23 protein-coding genes are annotated in these 20,493 nt (G+C 30.4%); 17 read left to right on the top strand and 6 right to left on the bottom strand.

Annotated elements, in window-relative coordinates:
• The first annotated feature begins 181 nt into the window (after nt 1-181).
• On the top strand, nt 182-1,063 hold the full coding sequence (locus ACX6CF_RS15630; RefSeq protein ID WP_458786278.1) for a fumarylacetoacetate hydrolase family protein: 882 nt from the start codon (nt 182-184) through the stop codon (nt 1,061-1,063).
• 114 nt (nt 1,064-1,177) lie between these two features.
• Here ACX6CF_RS15630 and ACX6CF_RS15625 read toward each other — a convergent pair whose 3' ends face one another.
• Nucleotides 1,178-2,440, bottom strand: coding sequence for a helix-turn-helix transcriptional regulator (locus tag ACX6CF_RS15625; RefSeq protein ID WP_458786277.1), 1,263 nt, complete (start codon nt 2,438-2,440; stop codon nt 1,178-1,180).
• A 145-nt stretch (nt 2,441-2,585) separates the two neighbouring features.
• Between ACX6CF_RS15625 and ACX6CF_RS15620 the strand changes: the two genes are divergently transcribed.
• The 6 genes from ACX6CF_RS15620 to ACX6CF_RS15595 are packed head-to-tail and all read left to right on the top strand — an operon-like array spanning nt 2,586 to nt 8,764.
• Nucleotides 2,586-3,350: a nucleotide-binding protein gene (locus ACX6CF_RS15620; protein WP_458786276.1), complete on the top strand. Its 765-nt coding sequence runs from the start codon at nt 2,586-2,588 to the stop codon at nt 3,348-3,350.
• Complete coding sequence (locus ACX6CF_RS15615; RefSeq protein ID WP_458786275.1) at nt 3,340-4,386, top strand: ABC transporter substrate-binding protein; 1,047 nt, start codon at nt 3,340-3,342, stop codon at nt 4,384-4,386. The genes ACX6CF_RS15620 and ACX6CF_RS15615 overlap by 11 nt, the downstream gene beginning before the upstream one ends.
• 3 nt (nt 4,387-4,389) lie before the next feature.
• On the top strand, nt 4,390-5,376 hold the full coding sequence (locus ACX6CF_RS15610; RefSeq protein ID WP_458786274.1) for a FecCD family ABC transporter permease: 987 nt from the start codon (nt 4,390-4,392) through the stop codon (nt 5,374-5,376).
• Nucleotides 5,373-6,170 carry an ABC transporter ATP-binding protein gene (locus ACX6CF_RS15605; protein ID WP_458786273.1) on the top strand — a complete coding sequence of 266 codons (798 nt, stop codon included), beginning with the start codon at nt 5,373-5,375 and terminating at the stop codon, nt 6,168-6,170. Before ACX6CF_RS15610 ends, ACX6CF_RS15605 begins: the two co-directional genes overlap by 4 nt.
• Nucleotides 6,160-7,620 carry a nitrogenase component 1 gene (locus ACX6CF_RS15600; protein ID WP_458786272.1) on the top strand — a complete coding sequence of 487 codons (1,461 nt, stop codon included), beginning with the start codon at nt 6,160-6,162 and terminating at the stop codon, nt 7,618-7,620. Before ACX6CF_RS15605 ends, ACX6CF_RS15600 begins: the two co-directional genes overlap by 11 nt.
• A gap of 1 nt (nt 7,621) precedes the next feature.
• Nucleotides 7,622-8,764 carry a nitrogenase component 1 gene (locus ACX6CF_RS15595; protein WP_458786271.1) on the top strand — a complete coding sequence of 381 codons (1,143 nt, stop codon included), beginning with the start codon at nt 7,622-7,624 and terminating at the stop codon, nt 8,762-8,764.
• A gap of 77 nt (nt 8,765-8,841) precedes the next feature.
• On the opposite strand, the gene ACX6CF_RS15590 is transcribed toward ACX6CF_RS15595, so the two are convergent.
• Nucleotides 8,842-9,501, bottom strand: coding sequence for a peroxiredoxin (locus tag ACX6CF_RS15590; RefSeq protein ID WP_458786270.1), 660 nt, complete (start codon nt 9,499-9,501; stop codon nt 8,842-8,844).
• A gap of 197 nt (nt 9,502-9,698) precedes the next feature.
• On the bottom strand, nt 9,699-9,938 hold the full coding sequence (locus tag ACX6CF_RS15585) for a helix-turn-helix domain-containing protein (protein WP_458786269.1): 240 nt from the start codon (nt 9,936-9,938) through the stop codon (nt 9,699-9,701).
• Nucleotides 9,939-10,050: 112 nt separating this feature from the next.
• Here ACX6CF_RS15585 and ACX6CF_RS15580 point away from each other — a divergent pair, with 112 nt between their 5' ends.
• From ACX6CF_RS15580 to ACX6CF_RS15545, 8 genes are all read left to right on the top strand, one after another.
• Entirely contained in the window at nt 10,051-10,833 is a 783-nt protein-coding gene (locus tag ACX6CF_RS15580) for a hypothetical protein (protein ID WP_458786268.1), read from the top strand.
• Between the two features lie 256 nt (nt 10,834-11,089).
• Entirely contained in the window at nt 11,090-11,899 is an 810-nt protein-coding gene (locus tag ACX6CF_RS15575) for a TrmB family transcriptional regulator (RefSeq protein WP_458786310.1), read from the top strand.
• 258 nt (nt 11,900-12,157) lie between these two features.
• Complete coding sequence (locus ACX6CF_RS15570; RefSeq protein ID WP_458786267.1) at nt 12,158-12,859, top strand: ATP-binding cassette domain-containing protein; 702 nt, start codon at nt 12,158-12,160, stop codon at nt 12,857-12,859.
• Nucleotides 12,819-13,772, top strand: coding sequence for a SufB/SufD family protein (locus ACX6CF_RS15565; protein ID WP_458786266.1), 954 nt, complete (start codon nt 12,819-12,821; stop codon nt 13,770-13,772). Before ACX6CF_RS15570 ends, ACX6CF_RS15565 begins: the two co-directional genes overlap by 41 nt.
• 44 nt (nt 13,773-13,816) lie before the next feature.
• Entirely contained in the window at nt 13,817-14,269 is a 453-nt protein-coding gene (locus tag ACX6CF_RS15560) for a Fur family transcriptional regulator (protein WP_458786265.1), read from the top strand.
• Nucleotides 14,270-14,409: 140 nt separating this feature from the next.
• The gene (locus tag ACX6CF_RS15555) at nt 14,410-14,868 is read left to right on the top strand and encodes a hypothetical protein (protein WP_458786264.1); all 459 of its coding nucleotides are present in this window, start codon (nt 14,410-14,412) and stop codon (nt 14,866-14,868) included.
• Nucleotides 14,869-14,949: 81 nt separating this feature from the next.
• A complete protein-coding gene (locus tag ACX6CF_RS15550; protein ID WP_458786263.1) occupies nt 14,950-15,411 on the top strand; it encodes an FUSC family protein in 462 nt (153 codons plus the stop codon).
• 263 nt (nt 15,412-15,674) lie between these two features.
• Nucleotides 15,675-17,306, top strand: a complete 1,632-nt coding sequence (locus ACX6CF_RS15545) for a lamin tail domain-containing protein (RefSeq protein ID WP_458786262.1) — start codon at nt 15,675-15,677, stop codon at nt 17,304-17,306.
• A 140-nt stretch (nt 17,307-17,446) separates the two neighbouring features.
• Here the strand turns inward: ACX6CF_RS15545 and ACX6CF_RS15540 are convergent, their stop codons facing one another.
• Together ACX6CF_RS15540 and ACX6CF_RS15535 are read right to left on the bottom strand one after the other, a co-directional pair.
• Nucleotides 17,447-17,800 (bottom strand): DUF134 domain-containing protein, encoded by a 354-nt coding sequence (locus ACX6CF_RS15540; protein WP_458786261.1) that lies wholly within the window; start codon nt 17,798-17,800, stop codon nt 17,447-17,449.
• A gap of 31 nt (nt 17,801-17,831) precedes the next feature.
• On the bottom strand, nt 17,832-18,032 hold the full coding sequence (locus tag ACX6CF_RS15535; protein WP_458786260.1) for a DUF5320 domain-containing protein: 201 nt from the start codon (nt 18,030-18,032) through the stop codon (nt 17,832-17,834).
• 278 nt (nt 18,033-18,310) lie between these two features.
• Here ACX6CF_RS15535 and ACX6CF_RS15530 point away from each other — a divergent pair, with 278 nt between their 5' ends.
• Both ACX6CF_RS15530 and ACX6CF_RS15525 read left to right on the top strand, forming a co-directional pair.
• A complete protein-coding gene (locus ACX6CF_RS15530) occupies nt 18,311-18,619 on the top strand; it encodes a DUF6951 family protein (protein WP_458786309.1) in 309 nt (102 codons plus the stop codon).
• Between the two features lie 70 nt (nt 18,620-18,689).
• Entirely contained in the window at nt 18,690-19,442 is a 753-nt protein-coding gene (locus ACX6CF_RS15525) for a transposase (protein ID WP_458786259.1), read from the top strand.
• A 64-nt stretch (nt 19,443-19,506) separates the two neighbouring features.
• Here ACX6CF_RS15525 and ACX6CF_RS15520 read toward each other — a convergent pair whose 3' ends face one another.
• Complete coding sequence (locus tag ACX6CF_RS15520; protein WP_458786258.1) at nt 19,507-20,415, bottom strand: DUF362 domain-containing protein; 909 nt, start codon at nt 20,413-20,415, stop codon at nt 19,507-19,509.
• Nucleotides 20,416-20,493 lie beyond the last annotated feature (78 nt).

Raw genomic sequence — 20,493 nt, 5'->3', positions numbered from 1 at the left:
TACGTTGCTGGTTTTGCTATAAAAAATAATAAACAGTAGTAAGCTCCCTAATATGAAAGATATAAAATGAATGCTGGTAAGATGCAGATAGAGATAATGTTTGAGATTGTATAAATCATGGAACGAATTATTAACTTATGTTAAAATAGATATATAATTTAGCATCAAAAGGGGGAAAACTATGTATTTATGTACATATGAATATGAAGGTAAAGAAAATGTAGGTGTTATGGGAAAAGATAAAAAATCTATTATTCCAGTTAATAAGCTAGTTAATGAATCTATCAATGATATGAATGAATTCATAAGGAAGTACAGTGATAAAAAATTATCATTGAAAAACAAGGTTGGAGAATACTCAGGTAATCCAATTCCATTAAAAGACGTAAAGGTCTGTTCGCCTATTAGATACCCCAAAAGAGATATTTTGTGTTTAGGCAAAAATTATAAAGACCATGCTTTGGAAATAAAAGATTTTGTTAATAACAAAGACCTTATTCCAAAGTACCCTATATATTTTACAAAAAGAGCTGATAAGACTATAGGTATAGGAGATACAATTCTTAGACATGAGCAAATAACTAATGAAATTGATTATGAAGTTGAATTAGCTGTAATAATAGGTAAAAATGGAATCAATATTGATAAAGAAAATGTGGATGAATATATTTTTGGATATACTATTGTTAACGATGTATCTGCTAGAGATGTACAAAGAAAGCATGAACAATGGTTTAGAGGTAAAAGTCTACGAACATTTTGTCCTATGGGTCCATATATTGTAACTAAAGATGAGATACCTTCTCCTGTAGCTTTGGACATTATCAGTAAAGTGAATGATGAAATCCGTCAATCATCTAATACAAAGAATATGATATTCGACATACCACATATTATCTCAGAATTATCACAAGGTATAGAATTGAAGGCTGGAGATATCATAATTACAGGAACTCCTTCAGGTGTAGGGTTAGGGTTTGATCCGCCTAAGTACTTAAAATCAGGAGATAAAATCCAATGTACAATAGAAAAAATAGGTACTTTAATAAACTATATGGAATAAATGACTTGATTAAGATAGCTCTTATAATGAACTTTAGATACTTGAGCTTTCATTATAGAGCTATTCCTTGAAAATATATTTATAAGATAATTGCTTAATAAACATTATTATTTTTTAGATATCATCACGGTATTTTTTATAATATTGGCTTGGAGTCATGTTAAGATATTTTTTAAAAACAGTTGAAAAATAATTAGTTGATTCGAAGCCAACTTTTAATGCTATTTCAGTTAGGTTATAATCTGAATTCTTAATCAGTATGGTAGCTTGATTGATGCGATACTGATTCAAATACTGTTTTAGTGATATATGATATTCTTGTTTGAATTGAGCTGACAAGTAGCTTTCGTTCATTGGAATACTTTTTGCTATATCTGCTAATTTTATGTTGTGCATATAATTGTCATGTATATATTTTAACACTTGTAATATATTCGGAGATAATTCTATGGAATTATAATCTTTTATCACATCAAAAAATTCTTTTATTATCAATTCTCCAATTTGAAATAAGGTACTATAATCATAATGTTGGTCAATATTTAATATACAGGTATTGGAAATCTTGTGTAATTGTGTTTTCAGCTCTTTAAAATGAATACACAGGTGATATTGTATGACGGTAGTAAATGCTACTAATTGGTATTTAAACATTTTTATATTACATTTACTTTGATAAGGTAACTCTAAAAATATCTGTAATGTATTATAAGATTTCAGAGCGTTCTTGATGTCTTTTATAACTAAGTAATCACATATCTGCTTAACTGCGGGAAAATTGATAAAGCCATTTGTATAATTAAAACAATCAAGAGGTAAGGTTTTACCCCATTTTGTACTATTCATAGTTTCTATAGGCTTAAAATGCTGACATCCTATATAGATGCTTTTAGACATCAGATGATAGAATAGTTGACCTAAATAATTAAGCCTATTATTATGTATATAATTAAAATACTTATAAATAGAGTAGGTAATAGGTATTTTTGTAGCCTTACAATATTTTTCAAAATAACACTTTTTATCCATAGTAGATAAATTGACAATTGTAAAAGGTTCCATAATCAAGAAAGCTATAAGTATATTATCTTTTAATACAGGAGCTATTATAGTGTAAGTGTTCTTATATAACTCATATATTAATGAGTCTAGGGGGGGGAGAGTAGTATTATTTATATAATTAATAATCACACTTTCAGCTATGTTGTTCATATACTCATTCACTTCTACATAATCATCTTTAGTTATCTTATCTATTAATTTTCCTTGGCTATCATATGCATAAACACTATATCCAGTAGTATAATAATAACTTTTTAATACATGATTAAGATGTGGATGAATAATGTTATTGTTACTAGATAAAAAAATATTCATATCTTCCTCCTTGTATTGATAATGATTATTGATATCATAACACATAATTATATTAATAACAAAAAAAATTAAAGAAATTCTAAAGATTTTAAATGTTAATGATAATGATAATTGATATCATTAAGCGGAAAGAGATGGTGAGTACATGAAGAAAATAGCAATATATGGAAAAGGCGGCATTGGAAAATCTACAACAGTATCAAATTTATCTAGAGCATTAGCTGCAGCAGGAAAAACAGTAATGCAGATAGGGTGTGATCCAAAAGCCGATTCTACTAAGAGTCTTGTAGGAGGCAAGAGAATTCCTACGATTCTACATACATTAAAAGAAAAGAAAAAAGATACTAAGTTAGAAGATATCATGGTTGTCGGTGATGGTGGAGTTTTATGTCTAGAAGCAGGAGGACCAACACCAGGTATAGGTTGTGCTGGAAGAGGTATAATATCAGCTTTTGAATTATTGGAAGAGCTTAATGCTTATGAAATCTATAAGCCTGATATAGTTATCTATGATGTTCTAGGAGATGTTGTTTGTGGTGGATTCGCCATGCCTCTTAGAAAAGGATATTCAGATGAAGTATTTATCGTAACAAGTGGTGAAATGATGAGTATGTATGCAGCTAGTAATATCGCAAAAGCGGTAAGGCAGTTTTCTAATCGTGAATATGCTTCACTTGGCGGATTGATACTCAATGCCAAGAATATTGAAAACGAAGATGAACTAGTGAAAAAATTAAGTACAGAACTAGATACATCAATTATTCAACATATACCAAGGAATCCAATAGTGCAAAAAGCAGAAAATCTAGGTAAGACTGTTGTAGAAGCTTTTCCAGAGGATGAAATGTCTAAAATATATATGGATTTAGCACAAAAGATTATTAAGGAGGAAAATGATAATGAGAAATAAAGGATTAATTTGTTTGATATTAATAGTCGTGATGATGGCTGTGGGGTGTAGCCCTAAGGACACTCAAGTCGAAACAAGTAAAGATGAGACTAAGGTACAGGATGGCAAGGAACAAGGAAAAGATAGCGATGTAGATAAAAAAGAAGATAACAAAGAAAATGTACATAATGATCAAGATAAGAAAAAAGAAGAAATTGATGACATGACAAGTGCTTCCAAAAAAGAAGAGAGTAAAATGGAATTCGATTCAGTACCTAATAAAGTAGCTACAGGAACAATAGGATTAACAGAAATATTTGATGCATTGGATATAGAATTAGTAGGTGTACCATCATCAAAATCTCATAATATACCAAAGCGTTATGCTGACCTTCCTGCTATAGGAATGAGTATGCAGCCAGATATGGAGAAATTAAAAAGCTTGGAACTTGATGTATTTATAACTGATAGTGCTTTACAGGATGCTTTGGAAAAAAGTCTTGAAGACAAGAAAATAAAAGCTGAATTTGTTAAAACCAGCGGATATAGCGATATCATCACATCAATAGAATCTATTGGTAAAGCTTTTGATAAAGAAGATAAAGCTAATGAAATTATAAGTAACATGAAAAAAGTTGAAAAAGAAGTAATGGACAAGATAGAAGGAAATGACAAGAAAAAAGTCATGATAATATTCGGAACACCTGAAAGCTTTATGTTAGCAACAGATATGTCTTATATAGGTGATTTAGCAAATCGTTTGAATCTAGAAAATATAACTGATGGAATGGATATAAAAAGTCCTTACTTACCATTTAGTATTGAGTCAGTTGTTGCGATGAATCCAGATGTAATAATCAGATTTACTCATACAGATCCAGAAACAAGTAAGAAGATGTTTGAAAAAGAATTCTCAGAAAATCCAGTATGGAATGCTTTAGATGCAGTCAAAAATGATCAAGTATTTGATCTTGACCCACATTATTTTGGTGTAGTTGCCAATATAAGATGTGCAGAGGCTTTAGAAAAATTAGCTGACATGATCTATGGTGAATAATCTATGGTGAAAAAATGGCTTAAATCAAAGTTGATAATCATTATTGGAATACTTATTTTATCAATTTTACTTGGTATATGTTTAGGAAGTGTAAAGATATCCTTGAATGATATTATTAAAAGCCTTTTTAGCGATGAGTACACTGTGAAAAAAGCTATCATTAGTGATATAAGACTTCCAAGGGTATGGATAGCAGTTTTTGTAGGCGCTAATTTATCAGCCAGTGGAGCACTTCTACAAGCTGTTATGAGAAACCCATTAGCTGACCCTGGTATTACTGGGGTTTCAGCTGGTGCTAGTTTATTAGCGATCATAATACTTTTATTATTTCCAAGTTTTGTGTCATTAGTTCCAATAGCTGCATTTGTAGGTGGGGTCATAGCTTGTGGAATTGTATATGGATTAGCGTGGAAAGGTGGAGAAATAGAACCAATTCGGATTGTATTAGCTGGTGTAGCTGTTAATGCTATCCTAGGTGGAGCGACTGGTCTTATTTCACTCCTTAATTCGGACAAAATACAAGGTGTCATGTTGTGGACTAATGGTTCATTATCTAGAGTTTCATGGATGGATGTAAAAGTCCTTGGTATTTATTCTATTGTAGGTATCATATTGGCACTTATATGTATTCGAGCAGCTAATGTATTACAGCTTGGTGATGACGTAGCTAAGAATTTAGGATATAACGTAAATTTAACAAGAATACTTATCTCTCTTGTAGCTGTCTATTTAGCAGGTATAAGTGTTGCCTTTGTTGGAATCATTGGATTCGTAGGATTGGTTGTACCTCATATAAGCAGGTTATTATTTGGCTCTGACTATAAATGGATGTTACCTGTCAGTATGCTTATGGGTGGAGCAGTTCTGGTTATTGCAGATACTTTAGCTAGAATAATAGCAGCACCTATTGAATTACCTGTTGGTACAATGATGGCAATGTTAGGTGGACCATTCTTTTTATATTTACTAAGAAGGGGAGCTAAAAGGTGATAGAATTAAATAAAATATCATTTTCATACAATGATATGCCCTTTATAAATAATCTGAACCTGGTAATTAATAAAGGGGAAATATTATCAATAGTAGGACCTAATGGTTCTGGAAAATCAACCATACTTAAAAATATTACCAAAAAACTTGAATACCAAGAAGGGAATATATTAATTGATAATGATGATATAAGGAATCTATCTGCAAAAAAAATAGCTAAGAAACTAGCTGCATTAAGTCAGCATCATGGTTCGCCTAGTGATTTTACTGTGAAACAGTTGGTTCTGTACGGTAGAATACCTCATAAAAAATGGTATGAGCCTATGAGTGATTATGATAAGGAACAGATCAATTGGGCTATGGAAAAAACAGGGGTCATGTATTTGGCAGATAAACCCGTCAATTCTCTATCAGGTGGTGAAAGGCAGAGAGTATGGATAGCTATGACTCTAGCCAGAAATCCTAAAATACTATTGCTGGATGAACCTACCACATATTTAGATATATGTCATCAGCTAGAAATACTAGATTTGATAGAAGAATTAAATGAAGAACTTGATATGACTGTTGTCATGGTGTTACATGATCTTAATCAAGCTTGTAGATATTCTCACAGAGTATGTGTTATGAAAAGCGGGAAGATAGAAAAGATTGGTGAACCTAATAAAGTTTTTAGTTCATCATTAATTAGGGATGTATATAAAGTAGAGGCGATTGTAGCTCATGATGAAAATGGAAAAGTACATATAAGACCTATAAAAGTTTTTAGAGGAGGAAAAAAAGATGTTGAGTGATAAATATCGTTTAACTAATATCAGAGAAGATAAAGATATTAAGAGCTTAAGTAAAGCACAATTCCCAGGTCCTCACTGTCCTCTTTTTGGAGCAGTAATGACAGCGTCTTATATTGAAGATTTAACACTTCTTATAATAGGAACCGAAGAATGTACATATTATGGCAAAGATTTTGCTATGATTCGTCAAAATGGAAAAGACCGAGTATATTCTGCTGTGTTGGAGCAACATGATATTACTTTTGGGTGTGAGGATGACCTCGTAGAGATTATAAAAAAGATAGATAGGGAAGAAAAACCAAAAGCTCTTATGGTAATAACAACTTGTGTTGTAGAGCTTATAGGTGAAGATGTTACAAGTATACTCCGTAGTTTGAAAAATGAAGTAGACACTAAGCTACTCATTGTGAAGACTGAGCATTTTAAATGCAATAGTCATATAGATGGTATTGAGAAGGCACTAGAGCAGTTGGCATCACTTATGATTCCTATGGATAAAAAGGAAAAGACAGTCAATATACTAGGATTCAAATATCTTGGTGTAGAAAATACTGAACTATATAAGGAACTCAAGAAAAATGGTATAAATATTTCTATGACAATACCCACAAAAGTGAATATAGAAACTATACAAAAAGCGGCTGAAAGTTCATTGAATATAGTAGTAGAACACACAGCTATATCACTTGCTAAGGAGATGGAAAAGTTATTAGGTATTCCTTATGTAGTTTTTCCTATGGCATTGGATTTAGATAAGATGGTAAAAGCATATGAAGAAATTGGAGCTATCCTAGATATTCAGTTTGATTGTTTAATCAATGAAAAATACAAATCGGTTGCTTCTAATTTAATAGCTGCTGAACAATTATTAAGGAATAAAACATTTATCTATGGTAATACACCTTTTAATTGTTTTGAGTTTACAGATTTCCTAGTTGATTTGGGGATGATTCCAATAATAATACAGTGTAGGGAACTAGCAAAAAGTGATAGGGAAGTAATGGATAGATTAATTGATAAAAGCGTAGATCCGTATATAGTACGTATGGCTAATATTGCACCTTTAAGACGAGTATATGGTGAGCTAAAACCGGATTATTATTTTGGACATGAAAGTCCCATGATTCTTGCGAAACACAGTATTGTACAAATAGTAACAGATAATTGTGCTAAGAAGATAGGATTTGAAAAAATAACAGAGGTTCTTAATACTATTTTGGAGGAGAGAGGTATATTTAGCCTTATGGATGAAAAGAAAAGTACCATGGAAGATGAAGTTAAAGATAAAGTGAAAAATCTAAAAAATATGCCTGAACCAATGAAAAAAATACTACTTAATATGAAAGAGATTCCAGATGGGATGAAAGAAGCATTATTAACTATGGATGACAACGATTCTATGATAGAAACGATGAAAAATCATGGAGCAAGTATGCAGAGGAGGCTCTAGTATGAAATTATATAAAGATAATCCTATAGCTTCTGATAGAATGGGTATTCTATGGACATTAAATGGTATAAATGATGCTGTCATCATAGAATTTGGTCCTGCTGGTACAACACATTTTTCTATTGAAGGACTAATGCAATTTGGTATAGATACATCTGCTAAAACATTCACTACACATATGGATGAGCATGATGTAACTTTTGGTAATGAAGAAAGGATAATTGATGCCATTCTAGAAATAGATGCCATTGAACAACCAAAATACATTTTTGTAATAGGTTCATCTATAACATCAATTATAGGAATTGATTTAGAAAGTGTCAAATTTCAAGTTGGGGATAGAGTTAACGGTAAATTGATATTACTCCCTGATTGTGATTTTCAGAATGATTTCACACATGGCGTTAGTGAAGCATTGCAGATATTAGTTAATGAAATTGTCAAGAAAAATCATAGAATGGAAAAACTACCTTTTTATAATATTCTTGGGTTAGGAATATATAATTATAATCAAAGTAGTGATTTTAATGAAATCAAAAGAATGATGAAAGAAAATTTCTCACTTGAACTTGGTACAACTTTTATGTTGAATACTAATATCAATGATATAGAACAAGCCTCAAAAGCCTTAATAAATATAGTAATCCATAAAGAAGGTCTAAAAGCTGCAAAATTATTAGAAGAAGCATATGATCAGCCATATATATATTTAACACCTTATGGTATAGAAGGTACTAAAAAGTGGTTAGAAAGCGTTGGGGAGTTATTGAATATGAACATCATTCCGACTGAGGGAACTAATGAAATTAATAGAGTGGTTTATAAAGAAAATATGTTGAAAAGAAGAGTAGCGAGCTTGGATAATAATAAATTCTGCATTAATAATAATAATATATCCAATAAATATTTAGAAGAATATTTATATGAATTAGGATTCAAAAAGGCATTAGAAAATGAAGAAGCTATTATTCGTTTTTCTGATGGAATAGAAGCATTACATAATCAAAATGTAATACAGATAAGTCACCCAAGCTTTCGACAAGAAAATGAGTATCCATATTTGCCTATTATGGGTTATAGAGGAGCTTATTATCTTGCACAACAAATCAATAATACTTTAACAAAAGCCGAGTTGGCACAGTGAGGTTGAAGTTTAAAGTTTAGGTTTCTTCATAAGGAAGAGGCTGTTTGTTCAGCCTCTTCCTTAACATATATGAATTATTATAATGATTTGTAACAGAACCACCAATCTTTGCATTCAATCTCTCCATTATTAACGCTTTCTTCACGAGCTTTTATTTCTGCTTCTGAACTAGCTGGAGGAATAATGACTTTATCACCAATAAAACCATTATTTGGCCAATTTTCTGGCATTGCTACTTTATTAGCATCTGATTCTTGCAAAGCTCTTACAGAACGAAGGACTTCATCAACGCTTCGACCTACTTCTTGAGGATAATACATCATGAGACGTAAAATACCACTTGCATCAACTATAAATACAGCACGAACAGTATTGGTACCTTTTTTCTCATGAAGCATTCCAAGTTCAGTTGATACACGACCCAATTCATCTGCTATAACTGGAAAAGGGATAGTGACATCTGTATTTTCCTTAATCCACTCAACCCATTTAAGATGAGAGAAGACTTGATCTACTGATAGACCTATTAATTCTGTATTAAGAGCCTTGAATTCGCCAGCTTTTTTAGCGAAGCCTATAAATTCTGTTGTACAAACAGGTGTAAAATCACCTGGGTGGCTAAATAGTACAAACCATTTTCCGGCATAATCATCAGGTAAAGTTGTGTTTCCTTTAGTTGTTTTAACTACCATTTGAGGGAATTTATCTCCTAGTAAAGGTAATTTAACATTTTCCATAGTAAAACCTCCTTGTGATATAAAATATTAATTAATAATTGCTATTAACTAATATAAATTATAACACTATAAAATTAGTTGTCAATATATTTTGATAAAAAAATAAAACAAATATTTATTAGGCAAGATATTTTAATATATTTTGCCACAAAAATATTTATTTTATAACTTTTAAACTATATATATTTTTAGAGTAATTATTTGATTTTTATTGTTTTAGCTTTTGTATATGGTGCTTTTTCATCTGTAAGACCTAATAAGTAATCGGTACTGGTGTTATAGAATAGAGCTAGCTCTACTAAAAGTTCTAATGGAATTCTTCTGACTCCTAGTTCATAGTTACCATAAGTTCTTTCAGGTATTTTTAGTTGATCAGCTACTTGCTTTTGCAATAAATCATTATCTTCTCTAAGATTTTTTAGACGTTCTAATATCATAAGATCACCTCAATGCTATTATACAAAGTATATATTTGCTAATGACTTTAAACTATGGTATTCTGAAAGAAATTTTTAGTAATACTAGGTTGATTAGTAAAGGAGACATAATATGCAAACATTTTTAATTATCATGGGTATATTAGCTTTAATATATTTTATTATTATATACGAACAAAAAACAAATATCAAAAGGCAAAAGGCATTGATAGAAAGTCAATATGGTAAAAAACCTGAAGTAAAGAAATGTGATAGCTCAAAAATTGATTACTATTGGAAAGAATTTCAAGAAAATATACCAAATGACGAGAAAATTGATGACATAACATGGAATGACCTAGAAATGGATAATGTATTTTGTAGGATAAATAACTGTAATTCTTTTGCTGGTGAGCAAGTATTATATTCAAAACTACATTGCTTGAACAAAACTAAATCAAGTATGGAATCATTAGAAAATAAAATAAAATTTTTCTCATCAAATAAAAAGCAAAGAGAAGAAATCCAAATAATACTCAGCAGTCTTGGAAAAGGGGATAATAGTTACTATCTTCCCATATTTATCTCTAATTTGGAAGATTATAAAATACAGAATATATGGAAATATTTTTTGATGCAAATTTTATTGGTAATATCAATTTTTCCTGCAATCATACTTCAAGATTCAACGTTACTATTTATTACAGGGGCTATATTTCTTATTAATATAATAATTTATTCATTATCAAAGATTAAATATGAAATTCATATTAATACACTAAGTAGTATAATTGGTGTAGTTAATGTAGGAAATAAGATTGCTGATACAAACAAGTTCTCATATGAAAATAACTTTCATGATTTGAAAAAGGAATCACTTTTATTTAAAAGAATGTCACACATGATATTGAATTAACACAGATATTAGATGGTATATATGACAAGTATCACTTTACTGAAATAATGAAGGAGAATGATATCGTATTTGATTATAAGATATATCATGGAGTGGCAACATCTAAAAATGCTATAAAACTCTTGAAATATGTAGGGTTTCCAAATAAAATAATAGAAGAAGCAGGGAAAATTGAAATTTCTCTTGACTAATTATAATAAGTTATATATTATATAAATATAAGTTACTACTTATGTAGTAACTTGGGAATGGGGCGATAATCATTAATAGTAAGAGCAGTTACTCTAATGACGAAGTAATTAATTGTTTTAATGAGCTTGGGTTATCTAAATACGAAGGTAAGGTTTATTTGACTCTACTTAGAAATAATCTTAGTTATGGTAGTGAAATCCAGAAACTATCAGGCGTTCCTGGACCGAAAGTATATGAAACCATTAACTCTTTAATAGATAAGGGATTAATATATCCTTCAGGAGATAGACCTATTAGATATCAGCCTTTACCCCTTGAAGACTTTGTACAGATGAATAATAAAAGATATAATAATATCAACAATTATCTACTAAAATATAAAGATGTAATTAGTGAAAATAAATATCCTAATTGGTTATGGCAAATGCAAAATTATGACAACATAATGGATAAAGCTAAAGAATTTATTAATGAAGCCAAAGAAAAAATCATTATAAGTTTTTGGTATGAAGATGGACTTATAGTGAAAGAACAATTAGATGAAGCTTCAAAACGTGATATAGAAATTATTAGTAGTCAGATGAATGACCAAATAATTGAACTGGGTAAAGTGTACAAGCATGCACCATTAGGAATAGCAGAAGATATTCATAATTCAGAATTTATTCTAGTAGTAGATAACTCATATGGAATATTCGTTTTTGAGAACCAAGAGAATAAAAGAGAGGGTTACTATACTTTTAATAAAGGTGTCATAAGGATATTGAATAATTATATATTACATGATATTTATATGAATAAAATGCTATCAGATTTTGGCGAAGAAATATTTCATAAATATGGAGATGATATAGAAGGACTTTTAAAACTATAAAGAGATATCTATAAAACTTTAGAGTTAACTAGTTGAATATGGTATGGTTATATGTTAAAATAAAGTAAATATTCCGTAATTAGAATGATATAATAATATATCAAAAAAGGGCTTTGAATATGTTCAAGCCTATTATTTATAATGACTTACTGATAATGACTATCATTATTAAAAAATAACAATAAGTTAAATCAGTCGGTTATAGTTAATACTATTATTAAAGAGTCAAGAAAGATACTAGTGAAAGAGGTGATAGAAATGAGTTTACTTAAGATTGATAATCTAGAAGTTGAAGTAGATGGTAAAAAAGTTTTGGATAAACTTAATTTAGAGATGGGAAAAGGAGAAACCCATGTGTTATTAGGTCCTAATGCTTCTGGGAAGTCATCATTGCTTTGTACATTATTAGGATTTTCAAAATATAAAATAAAATCAGGTAAGATTCTTTTTAAAGATGAGGATATAACAGGAATAGAGATTGAAGAAAGAGCGCAAAGAGGAATGGCGGCAGTTTATCAGAATCCACCTGCAATCAATGTTAAATTATCTAAGCTACTTGATAGAATTAGTAAAAAAAATGTGAAAATAGAAGGAATAGAATCTTTAATGCAGAGAAAAGTAAATATCGGTTTCTCTGGTGGTGAAAGAAAGTTTTCAGAGGTGATTCAAGTAATTAGCATGGATCCAGATTTAATTATATTAGATGAACTAGATGCTGGATTGGATGTAGAGAATTTAGAAAGATTAAGTCTATTAATAAAAGAACAATTGAATGATAAAACGATACTATTAATTACTCATAGAGGTAAGGCACTTAACTATTTTAAACCTGATTATGCACATGTAATGTTAGACGGGAAAATTACTTGTTCATCAAAGGATTGGGAAAAAATATGGAGATTAATTGAGGAGAATGGCTATGAAAAATGTAAAACATGCAAGTTATCTTCAGATAGATAATGATGTACAGATACATGAAGAAAAAGACGTAATTATCCTGTCTATAAATGAAGCTTTTGAAACCTATGATTGGGTTAGGGGATTTTATTGTAAAAAACCCGAAAAAGGTTATTTTATATGGGTTAAGAAATCAATAGATGAACCAATTATTACAAATATACTTATGTGTTCCATGTATGTTGTGCAAAACACTGATAACCTGGTTGTATTAGAAAAAAATGTAGAGGCTAAATTACAAAGTGTTTGTGCAGCTAGAAAAAAATATTTATATGGTAAACATATAGGCGATACCAAAATAGTTACTAAAGAAAATGCAATATTAGAAGTTGAAAATTTTCATACATGGGGCAAATACGATACAGTTGAATCAAGTGTAGAGCTTATTCTAAAAGAGAATTCACAAGTATCATATAGTCAAAAATGCCATGAAGTTCCTATGGCGTTAAGTATGAAGAATAGTAATTATCTGGATAAAAAAGCCTCTCTTAACTTTGTGACTACAGTATTAGCTGATCGTGGAAAAGTTGAGATGTTTGATGATACTTATCTTAATGGTAAGGATGCTAATGGTATATCAAGAGTTAGAATGATCTCAAGAGATAAATCTCAGATCAATGCCTATAGTAATATGGTGGGTAATGAGGCAGGAACAGGGCATTTAGATTGCATGGGATTACTTTTATCCAATTCTGGTAGCATTGTGGCTGAGCCAAAACTCATTAATAGGAACAAAGATGCATCTTTAACACATGAAGCATCAGTTGGTAAAATATCAGAAGATATTCTTAATTATTTAAGAAGTAGAGGATTGACGGAAGATCAAGCCATAGACTTGGTTGTGACAGGTTTCTTAGGCGAAGCTGAAGAAATAGTCATTGATGGAAGTAACATTCCATCAAAACAATTTATGTAACTTTCAACAAAAATAGTAATAGTGAAAATGGAGGAGGGGTTTAAATGAATACAGCAGTAGATCCTATTATGAATAATCTGATTGAAAAGATGGATATAAGATTGACATATCAAAGGAAAATAATATTAAATACTCTAATTGATAATGTTGGCAAACATCTTTCTGCAAATGAAATCTATACTTTGATAAAAAATAAAGAAAACATAATAGGAATGGCTACAATATATAGAACTATCGATATGTTATTAAAAAAAGGTATTGTTATCAAACATGATTTTGGTGATAGTGCTGCTAAATATGAAATTGAGATTGAAAATACTAGAAATCACCATCATTTGATATGTAAAAAATGCGGAAAGGTAATTGAAGCTTCAGGATTATTGAAAGATGATTTTTATGAGAAGCTCATGGAAGAAAAAGGTTTTCAGTGTACAGAATATAAATTAAAAATATTTGGTTATTGTGATAAGTGCAGAGTTAGTGCGAAAGCAAATTAAAATATGCTAGGAGATGATTCGACGTTAGGATTATCTCCTAGCTTTATTATTATTGTATTTTTCTATCTTTGAATATTAAAAGCTCATGTAAAGATGTCGATATATTCCATATAACTATTTTGTAGAGGGAGTGTTATGTAATGGGTGTAGAGGCTGTTAAGGGGATAAAAGATAGAAAGTTTGCTAAAGCGGGATATGAACGGAAAATACATACTGCAAAAAGAGTTAATAGGGCTTGTATTGAGAAGTTCAGAACAACTGTGGAGAATGAAATGAATAGACTAATTCCAGAGGTTAATATTAATATTGGTACTATGCCATATGGGCACAAAGCCTTAAAATGTTATGCCTTCGGTTGTGTTGCGCAAGGTAACACTAAAAATATATCTGTAGAACAATATGTGGTAGATAAGATGGAAAATAATAAGGATTTCAAATACAAAGTTTTCAGGAATCTAACAAAGCGATTTAATGATATTGTACTGAGTGATGAGGATATAAAAGTATTAGCTAAGGGTACAATAATAAATGAAGATGGAAGTGTGGATAGTTGGATATTAGGTAGTCCTAATATATTATATGTAAATTTGTTGACGTAAAACATAATAGAATATATAATAACAAAAGGTTAAATTTTGTACTGAATAATTATTTGTGTTTGACGGAAAGGTTAGCTAGATATGATGAAGATAGGTTCACGCAATATAAAAACTGCGGTTTCGGTTTTTATCTGTATAAGTATTTTTCAATTATTAAACCGACCATATCCTTTTTATGCATGTATAGCGGCAGTAATCTGTATGAAAAATTCTATACAGAATTCTTTTGTTATTGGCAAGAACAGGATGATTGGTACAACAATTGGTGGAGCCATTGGGCTTATACTCTCACTAATTTTTGGGAACTATTCAATAGTAGTGGGTTTAGGGATTGTTATAGTTATTTACTTATGTAATCTTTGTAAACAAAGTGACTCTATAGTTATAGCTTGTATAGTATTTATAGCCATTATGACTAATCTAAAAGGTACTCCATCACATATATACGCAATGAATAGAGTACTTGATACCTTTATTGGTATAATTGTTTCAATACTTGTAAACGTATTTCCAAAAGTAAAGGATATTAGAAAAAAAGTATAAACCTATAGATAGATTGGCTTTGAAATTGACAGATAATAGCCCCTGTGATATTATTAAAGATATAATTTGCAAATATCAAATTATATCTTTTTTTACTTTATATATACATATTTCCAGACTTCCTCCTTCTCAATGAATAATCTCAATTATCCCTATTAATTACATTATATTTATGAAATTATATACTTGTTTTAACATATAGACATACTATCTTCAGTATTTTACAGAATAAATTTTGATAGTAATTTTGAGGAGGTTATCTAATGATTAAGAGAAGTATTAAAGTAGTGCTAATATTAATGCTCACTATGCCCTTTTTACTATTTGATACTATTAATTATGCTGCTTCAAATGGAGAAGTGGTCATTAATGAAATCTGCTGGATGGGAACAACAACTAGTGCTTATGATGAATGGATTGAACTGTATAACAATACTAATAATAACATCGACCTTAATGGATGGACGTTAAAAGCTGTAGATGGAACACCTTCTATTAACTTATCAGGAACTATACCTGCCAAATCATTTTATCTATTAGAAAGAACTGACAACACTTCAGTTCCTAGTATCAATGCTGATCTAATCTATACTGGTTCGTTGGAAAATTCAAGTGAAACTCTACAATTGAAGGATAATAATGGGAACACAATTGACAGTGTAAATAACTGGTATGCTGGAAATAATGGTACTAAAGCTACAATGGAAAGAATCAATTCTAATGTAGATGGTACTGTATCAGCTAATTGGAATAGCTCAACTCTCACATATCAATGTGGATATGGTACTCCAAAAGCTCTTAATTCTAATTCTTCTAGTGGATCTGGTTCTTGGACTCCTGGAAATTTAGAAATTCATCACATTAATATAGGGCAAGGAAATGCAACACTAGTAGTAGGACCTACCGGAAGGTCAATGTTAGTTGATGTAGGAGAATCCTATTGGAATAGTAATGCTGACGCATCAGTTGTTGGTCCATATGTTGAGAGTGTATTAGGTACTAAATATATAGACTATGTATTGATAACACATTTTCATTGTGACCATATCGGTTATGTAGGTTATGGTGGGTTATGGAATCTGGTTGAACAACAGGATTTCGTTATTGGTGAAATGATACATAGAGATTATAATAATTATTTAGGTCAAACAAGTAGTACGTTCAGTAATTGGAAAACTTATCTAGAGGGGACAGGTAACAATAAATTGAATCCTATTATCGCAATAGAAGGAACTAATCAAATTGATCTAGGTAATGGGGTAACAGTTGATATATTAACCTGTGATGGTAATGGAGCAATCATACAAGGAGACTTCAGTAATGATGCGTATCCACCTTCTGAAAATGATTATAGTATTGGACTAAAACTAAGTTATGGAGATTTCGATGAATGGATAGGTGGAGATTTAGATGGAGAATACTGTACCAGTAATTATGGATACTCTTATCATGATATTGAATTAAGTGTGGCAAAAGAAGTAGGAGATGTAGATGTATATTTAGTTAATCATCATGGCAGTGACCATTCTAGTAATGCCACTTTTGTTAATCAACTAGATCCAGAAGTTTCAGTTGTATCCGTAGGGGATGGTAATACATATGGTCATCCTAGACAATGTGTCATGGATCTTATATTAGCTACTAGTGATGTTTATTTAACAGAAAGAGGAGATATCAATACTAATATTGGAAATGGTATTGTAAGTGGAAATGTAGTCATTAAAACTTCAAATGGAATAGATTATACAGTTAACAATAATAATTATGTAGCTACTAATCCTAATAGAGTAGATAGTGATGGAGATGGGTACTATAATGAAGTTGACCCTGATGATGGTGATAATACAATAATGCCACAACCTAAGGGAGGATTAGATGCAGTATATCAACCATAGTTTAAGTAAAAACTATCTGTATCATAATACGTTTTATAAGGTAATATAAAGGAAGATAGACTAGTTTTAGCTGTAAGTGCTAGTCTATCTTCCAGAATTTGTAACAATCACCAAAATGTATTATCAAGATTCCTTTAAAATTAATTATCTTGATTATTATCTTGGAAATGTCTATGGCAGTGACCGTTTCCACCTGGGTGGTCAAAATCTTCAGTTTCAATAATTAGACGTTTTCCATTTACTATACTATCAGCAATCTTTAATCTTGCTTCTTTATATATTCGTTGGAAAGTTGAACGTCCAATACCCATAAGTTCTGCACATGCAGATTGATCAAGATTTTTTAAGTCCATTAATCTAATACTTTCATATTCTTCAATTTTTAGATTGATAATTTCATTGTTGCAATTAGGACCATGAGGTCCAAATGTTTGAAACTGTGGTCTACAGCCTATCCGTCTTCTTTTTCTTGGTCTAGGAATATTAATCACCACCTAATAAGTTATTTCTAGAAAACATTGACTATTAATTATTATCGTTATTTGTTGAATTGTTAAAGAAACGTCCTCTGTTTCTTCTTCTAGAAAATAGTCTATCACCTTTTTTTCTGTTAAAACCTAATCCACTACCGCTAACATTTTTATTTTTAGCATCAGTACATTTTCCTAAACCTCTTCCAGTTAATGGTCCATCACCTTGTGGACCTGATCCATCTAATCTTGGCATAAATATCGCTCCTTTCAATTTGTAATGGGCATATGCTCATAAACAAATTATAACAGGTTTTGGGTATATGTCAATAACTAATTTGAAATAATTTTATTTATTTGTTTTATGTACTGAATTTAGCTACATCAAAAAACTAATGTTAGTAGTTAGTGAAAAGCGAAATGAGTCAATAAAATAATGATATAAATAACAAATATTTAATAGAAATATTTTTATATAGAAACTATAATGAATTAATAACAACAAAAACAGAGGAGGATTTTATTTTGGCACATGTGAGAGTAAAACCTGGAATATGTGGATTTGATACAACTATCCATATTGAATCAGAAGATATGCAGAATGTAAATATTAGTATTGAAACGGATTGTCCTAATTATAAAAATATGAGTGAAGAGCTAAAAGATGTAGACAGTTTTGGTGAAGTTCTAGGAACATTTGGTGAATCTAAAGTATTTGACTTGGCTAAGAAATATTGTAAGCATCCATCATGTCCAATACCAACTGCTATATTAAAAGGTATTGAAGTTGAATGTGGATTAGCTTTGCCTCAAAAAGTTGAAATGGATATTACTAAGGAATGACCACATGACTTAGGGACGTTTCTTTTGACACATTACCATAAATATGATATATTTGTTATGGTGATGTCAGATGGCGAGACAAAAAAGAGAAAGAAGTAAGTCAGGTATATATCACATTATGTTACGTGGAATTGACAAACGTAATATTTTTTTAGATGATGAAGATAGAGAAAAATTCTTGAATACTTTACTGAAAGCCAAACAATCGGGAGGATTTTCTTTATACGCATATTGTCTTATGGACAATCATGTACATCTATTAATCAAAGAAAATGAAGAAATAGGAAATAGTATTAAAAGAATAACAGTAAGTTATGTTCAGTGGCATAATAACAAGTATGGTAGAACAGGACATTTATTTGAAAACAGGTATAAAAGTGAAGTTGTAGAAAATGAAAATTATCTCTTGAAAGTTGCAAGATACATACATCAAAATCCTGTAAAAGCAAATATTATAAAATCACCAGCAATATATATATGGAGTAGTTATAATAAATATATTGATAAATATTACGGTGATAATGTTCAACTGGATACAGAAAACATACTTGATTACTTTGACAATATAGAAAAATATGAAGAATATATGATGAAATTTAATACTGATCAATGTCTTGAGTATTATAACAAAATTAAATTTACGGATTTTGAATTAAAAGATCAGTTAGAATTGAAATATGATATCAAAGATATTAATAATATACCTAAAAGTGATAGAGATATGATGATACTACGAATAAGGAAAGAAACAGGTGTTAGTATTAGACAATTAAGTAGAGTATTAGGATTGGGTAGAGGAATAATTGAAAACGCTTTAAAATAGGATAACTAAAAAGGACTATCACAAAGAGACTGTTTTTTGTTAAGTCCTTTAATTATATATATTTTTAATTTTTACTATCAATAGCTATGGTTTCACCATAAACAGTTTTGCTGAATTGTTGTTCGGCACTAACTAAATCCAGCCCAGTCATATTCATCTGTTTCAAATCAGTTACTCCAATTTTTAGTCTATCACATTTATCTAAATACTGAACTGCCTCGGTTTTGAAACCTAAGAATCTAGCACCTATAGTATCTACAGAAACAGGGTCTGTTCCACAGATAACAAGCTCAGTATGTCTAGAAACACCACCGGTTGGACCTGTTCCTATCATTGTAGGGTTACAGCTTAAAATACATATATCAATAGGAACGGCTTCTGCCATTGCTGTTATGAAGCTATGGAGATTGTCGTGTATGCCAAGAGCTTTTTTGGGATAACCATGAATTTCTGCTGGAGGCCAAGCTAGAGCAATGTTTTTTATACATGCTGACATTGTAGCTGATTCATGATGTTTTAGCTGAGTGAAAGATATAAGTACAGTTACTTCATTTATTATTTGATTTATTTTTGTTGATGAAGGTCTTTCGTTATTAAGGCTAATGGTAGTATATGGTCCATAATTCAAATCAACAAACTCCACACCTTCACTTTGAATAATTTCATCATATCCAACTTTTTTCATGACATCTGAAGTAGTTTGACCGCCAGAGCCTGTAGCAATAATTATTCTCTTGGGATTAGAGCCTTTAACATATTGTATAATGGTTCTAAGACTATCTCCTCCAACAACAACTCCTGATTGGGGATTAGGCTTATCTAGATTAACCCAGTTAGGTGTTATAACAACAACATCATTGTTGTTAATCAATTGACTGGCAGTAATATTATTAAGTCCTTCGGTAATGGCTTGACTTTCATTTGAGTTGCGAGTTATTGAAACATCTGAAGACATTCTTTTCCTTTGACGCATATAATCACCCTTTTACATAAAGTTTTAGATTATTATTTGCGCCTTTTGAGGTATTTATTCACTGATTATATAGGAATT

This window comes from Vallitalea sediminicola, from assembly GCF_054408565.1.
This window is presented reverse-complemented; position numbering and strand designations above follow the sequence as displayed.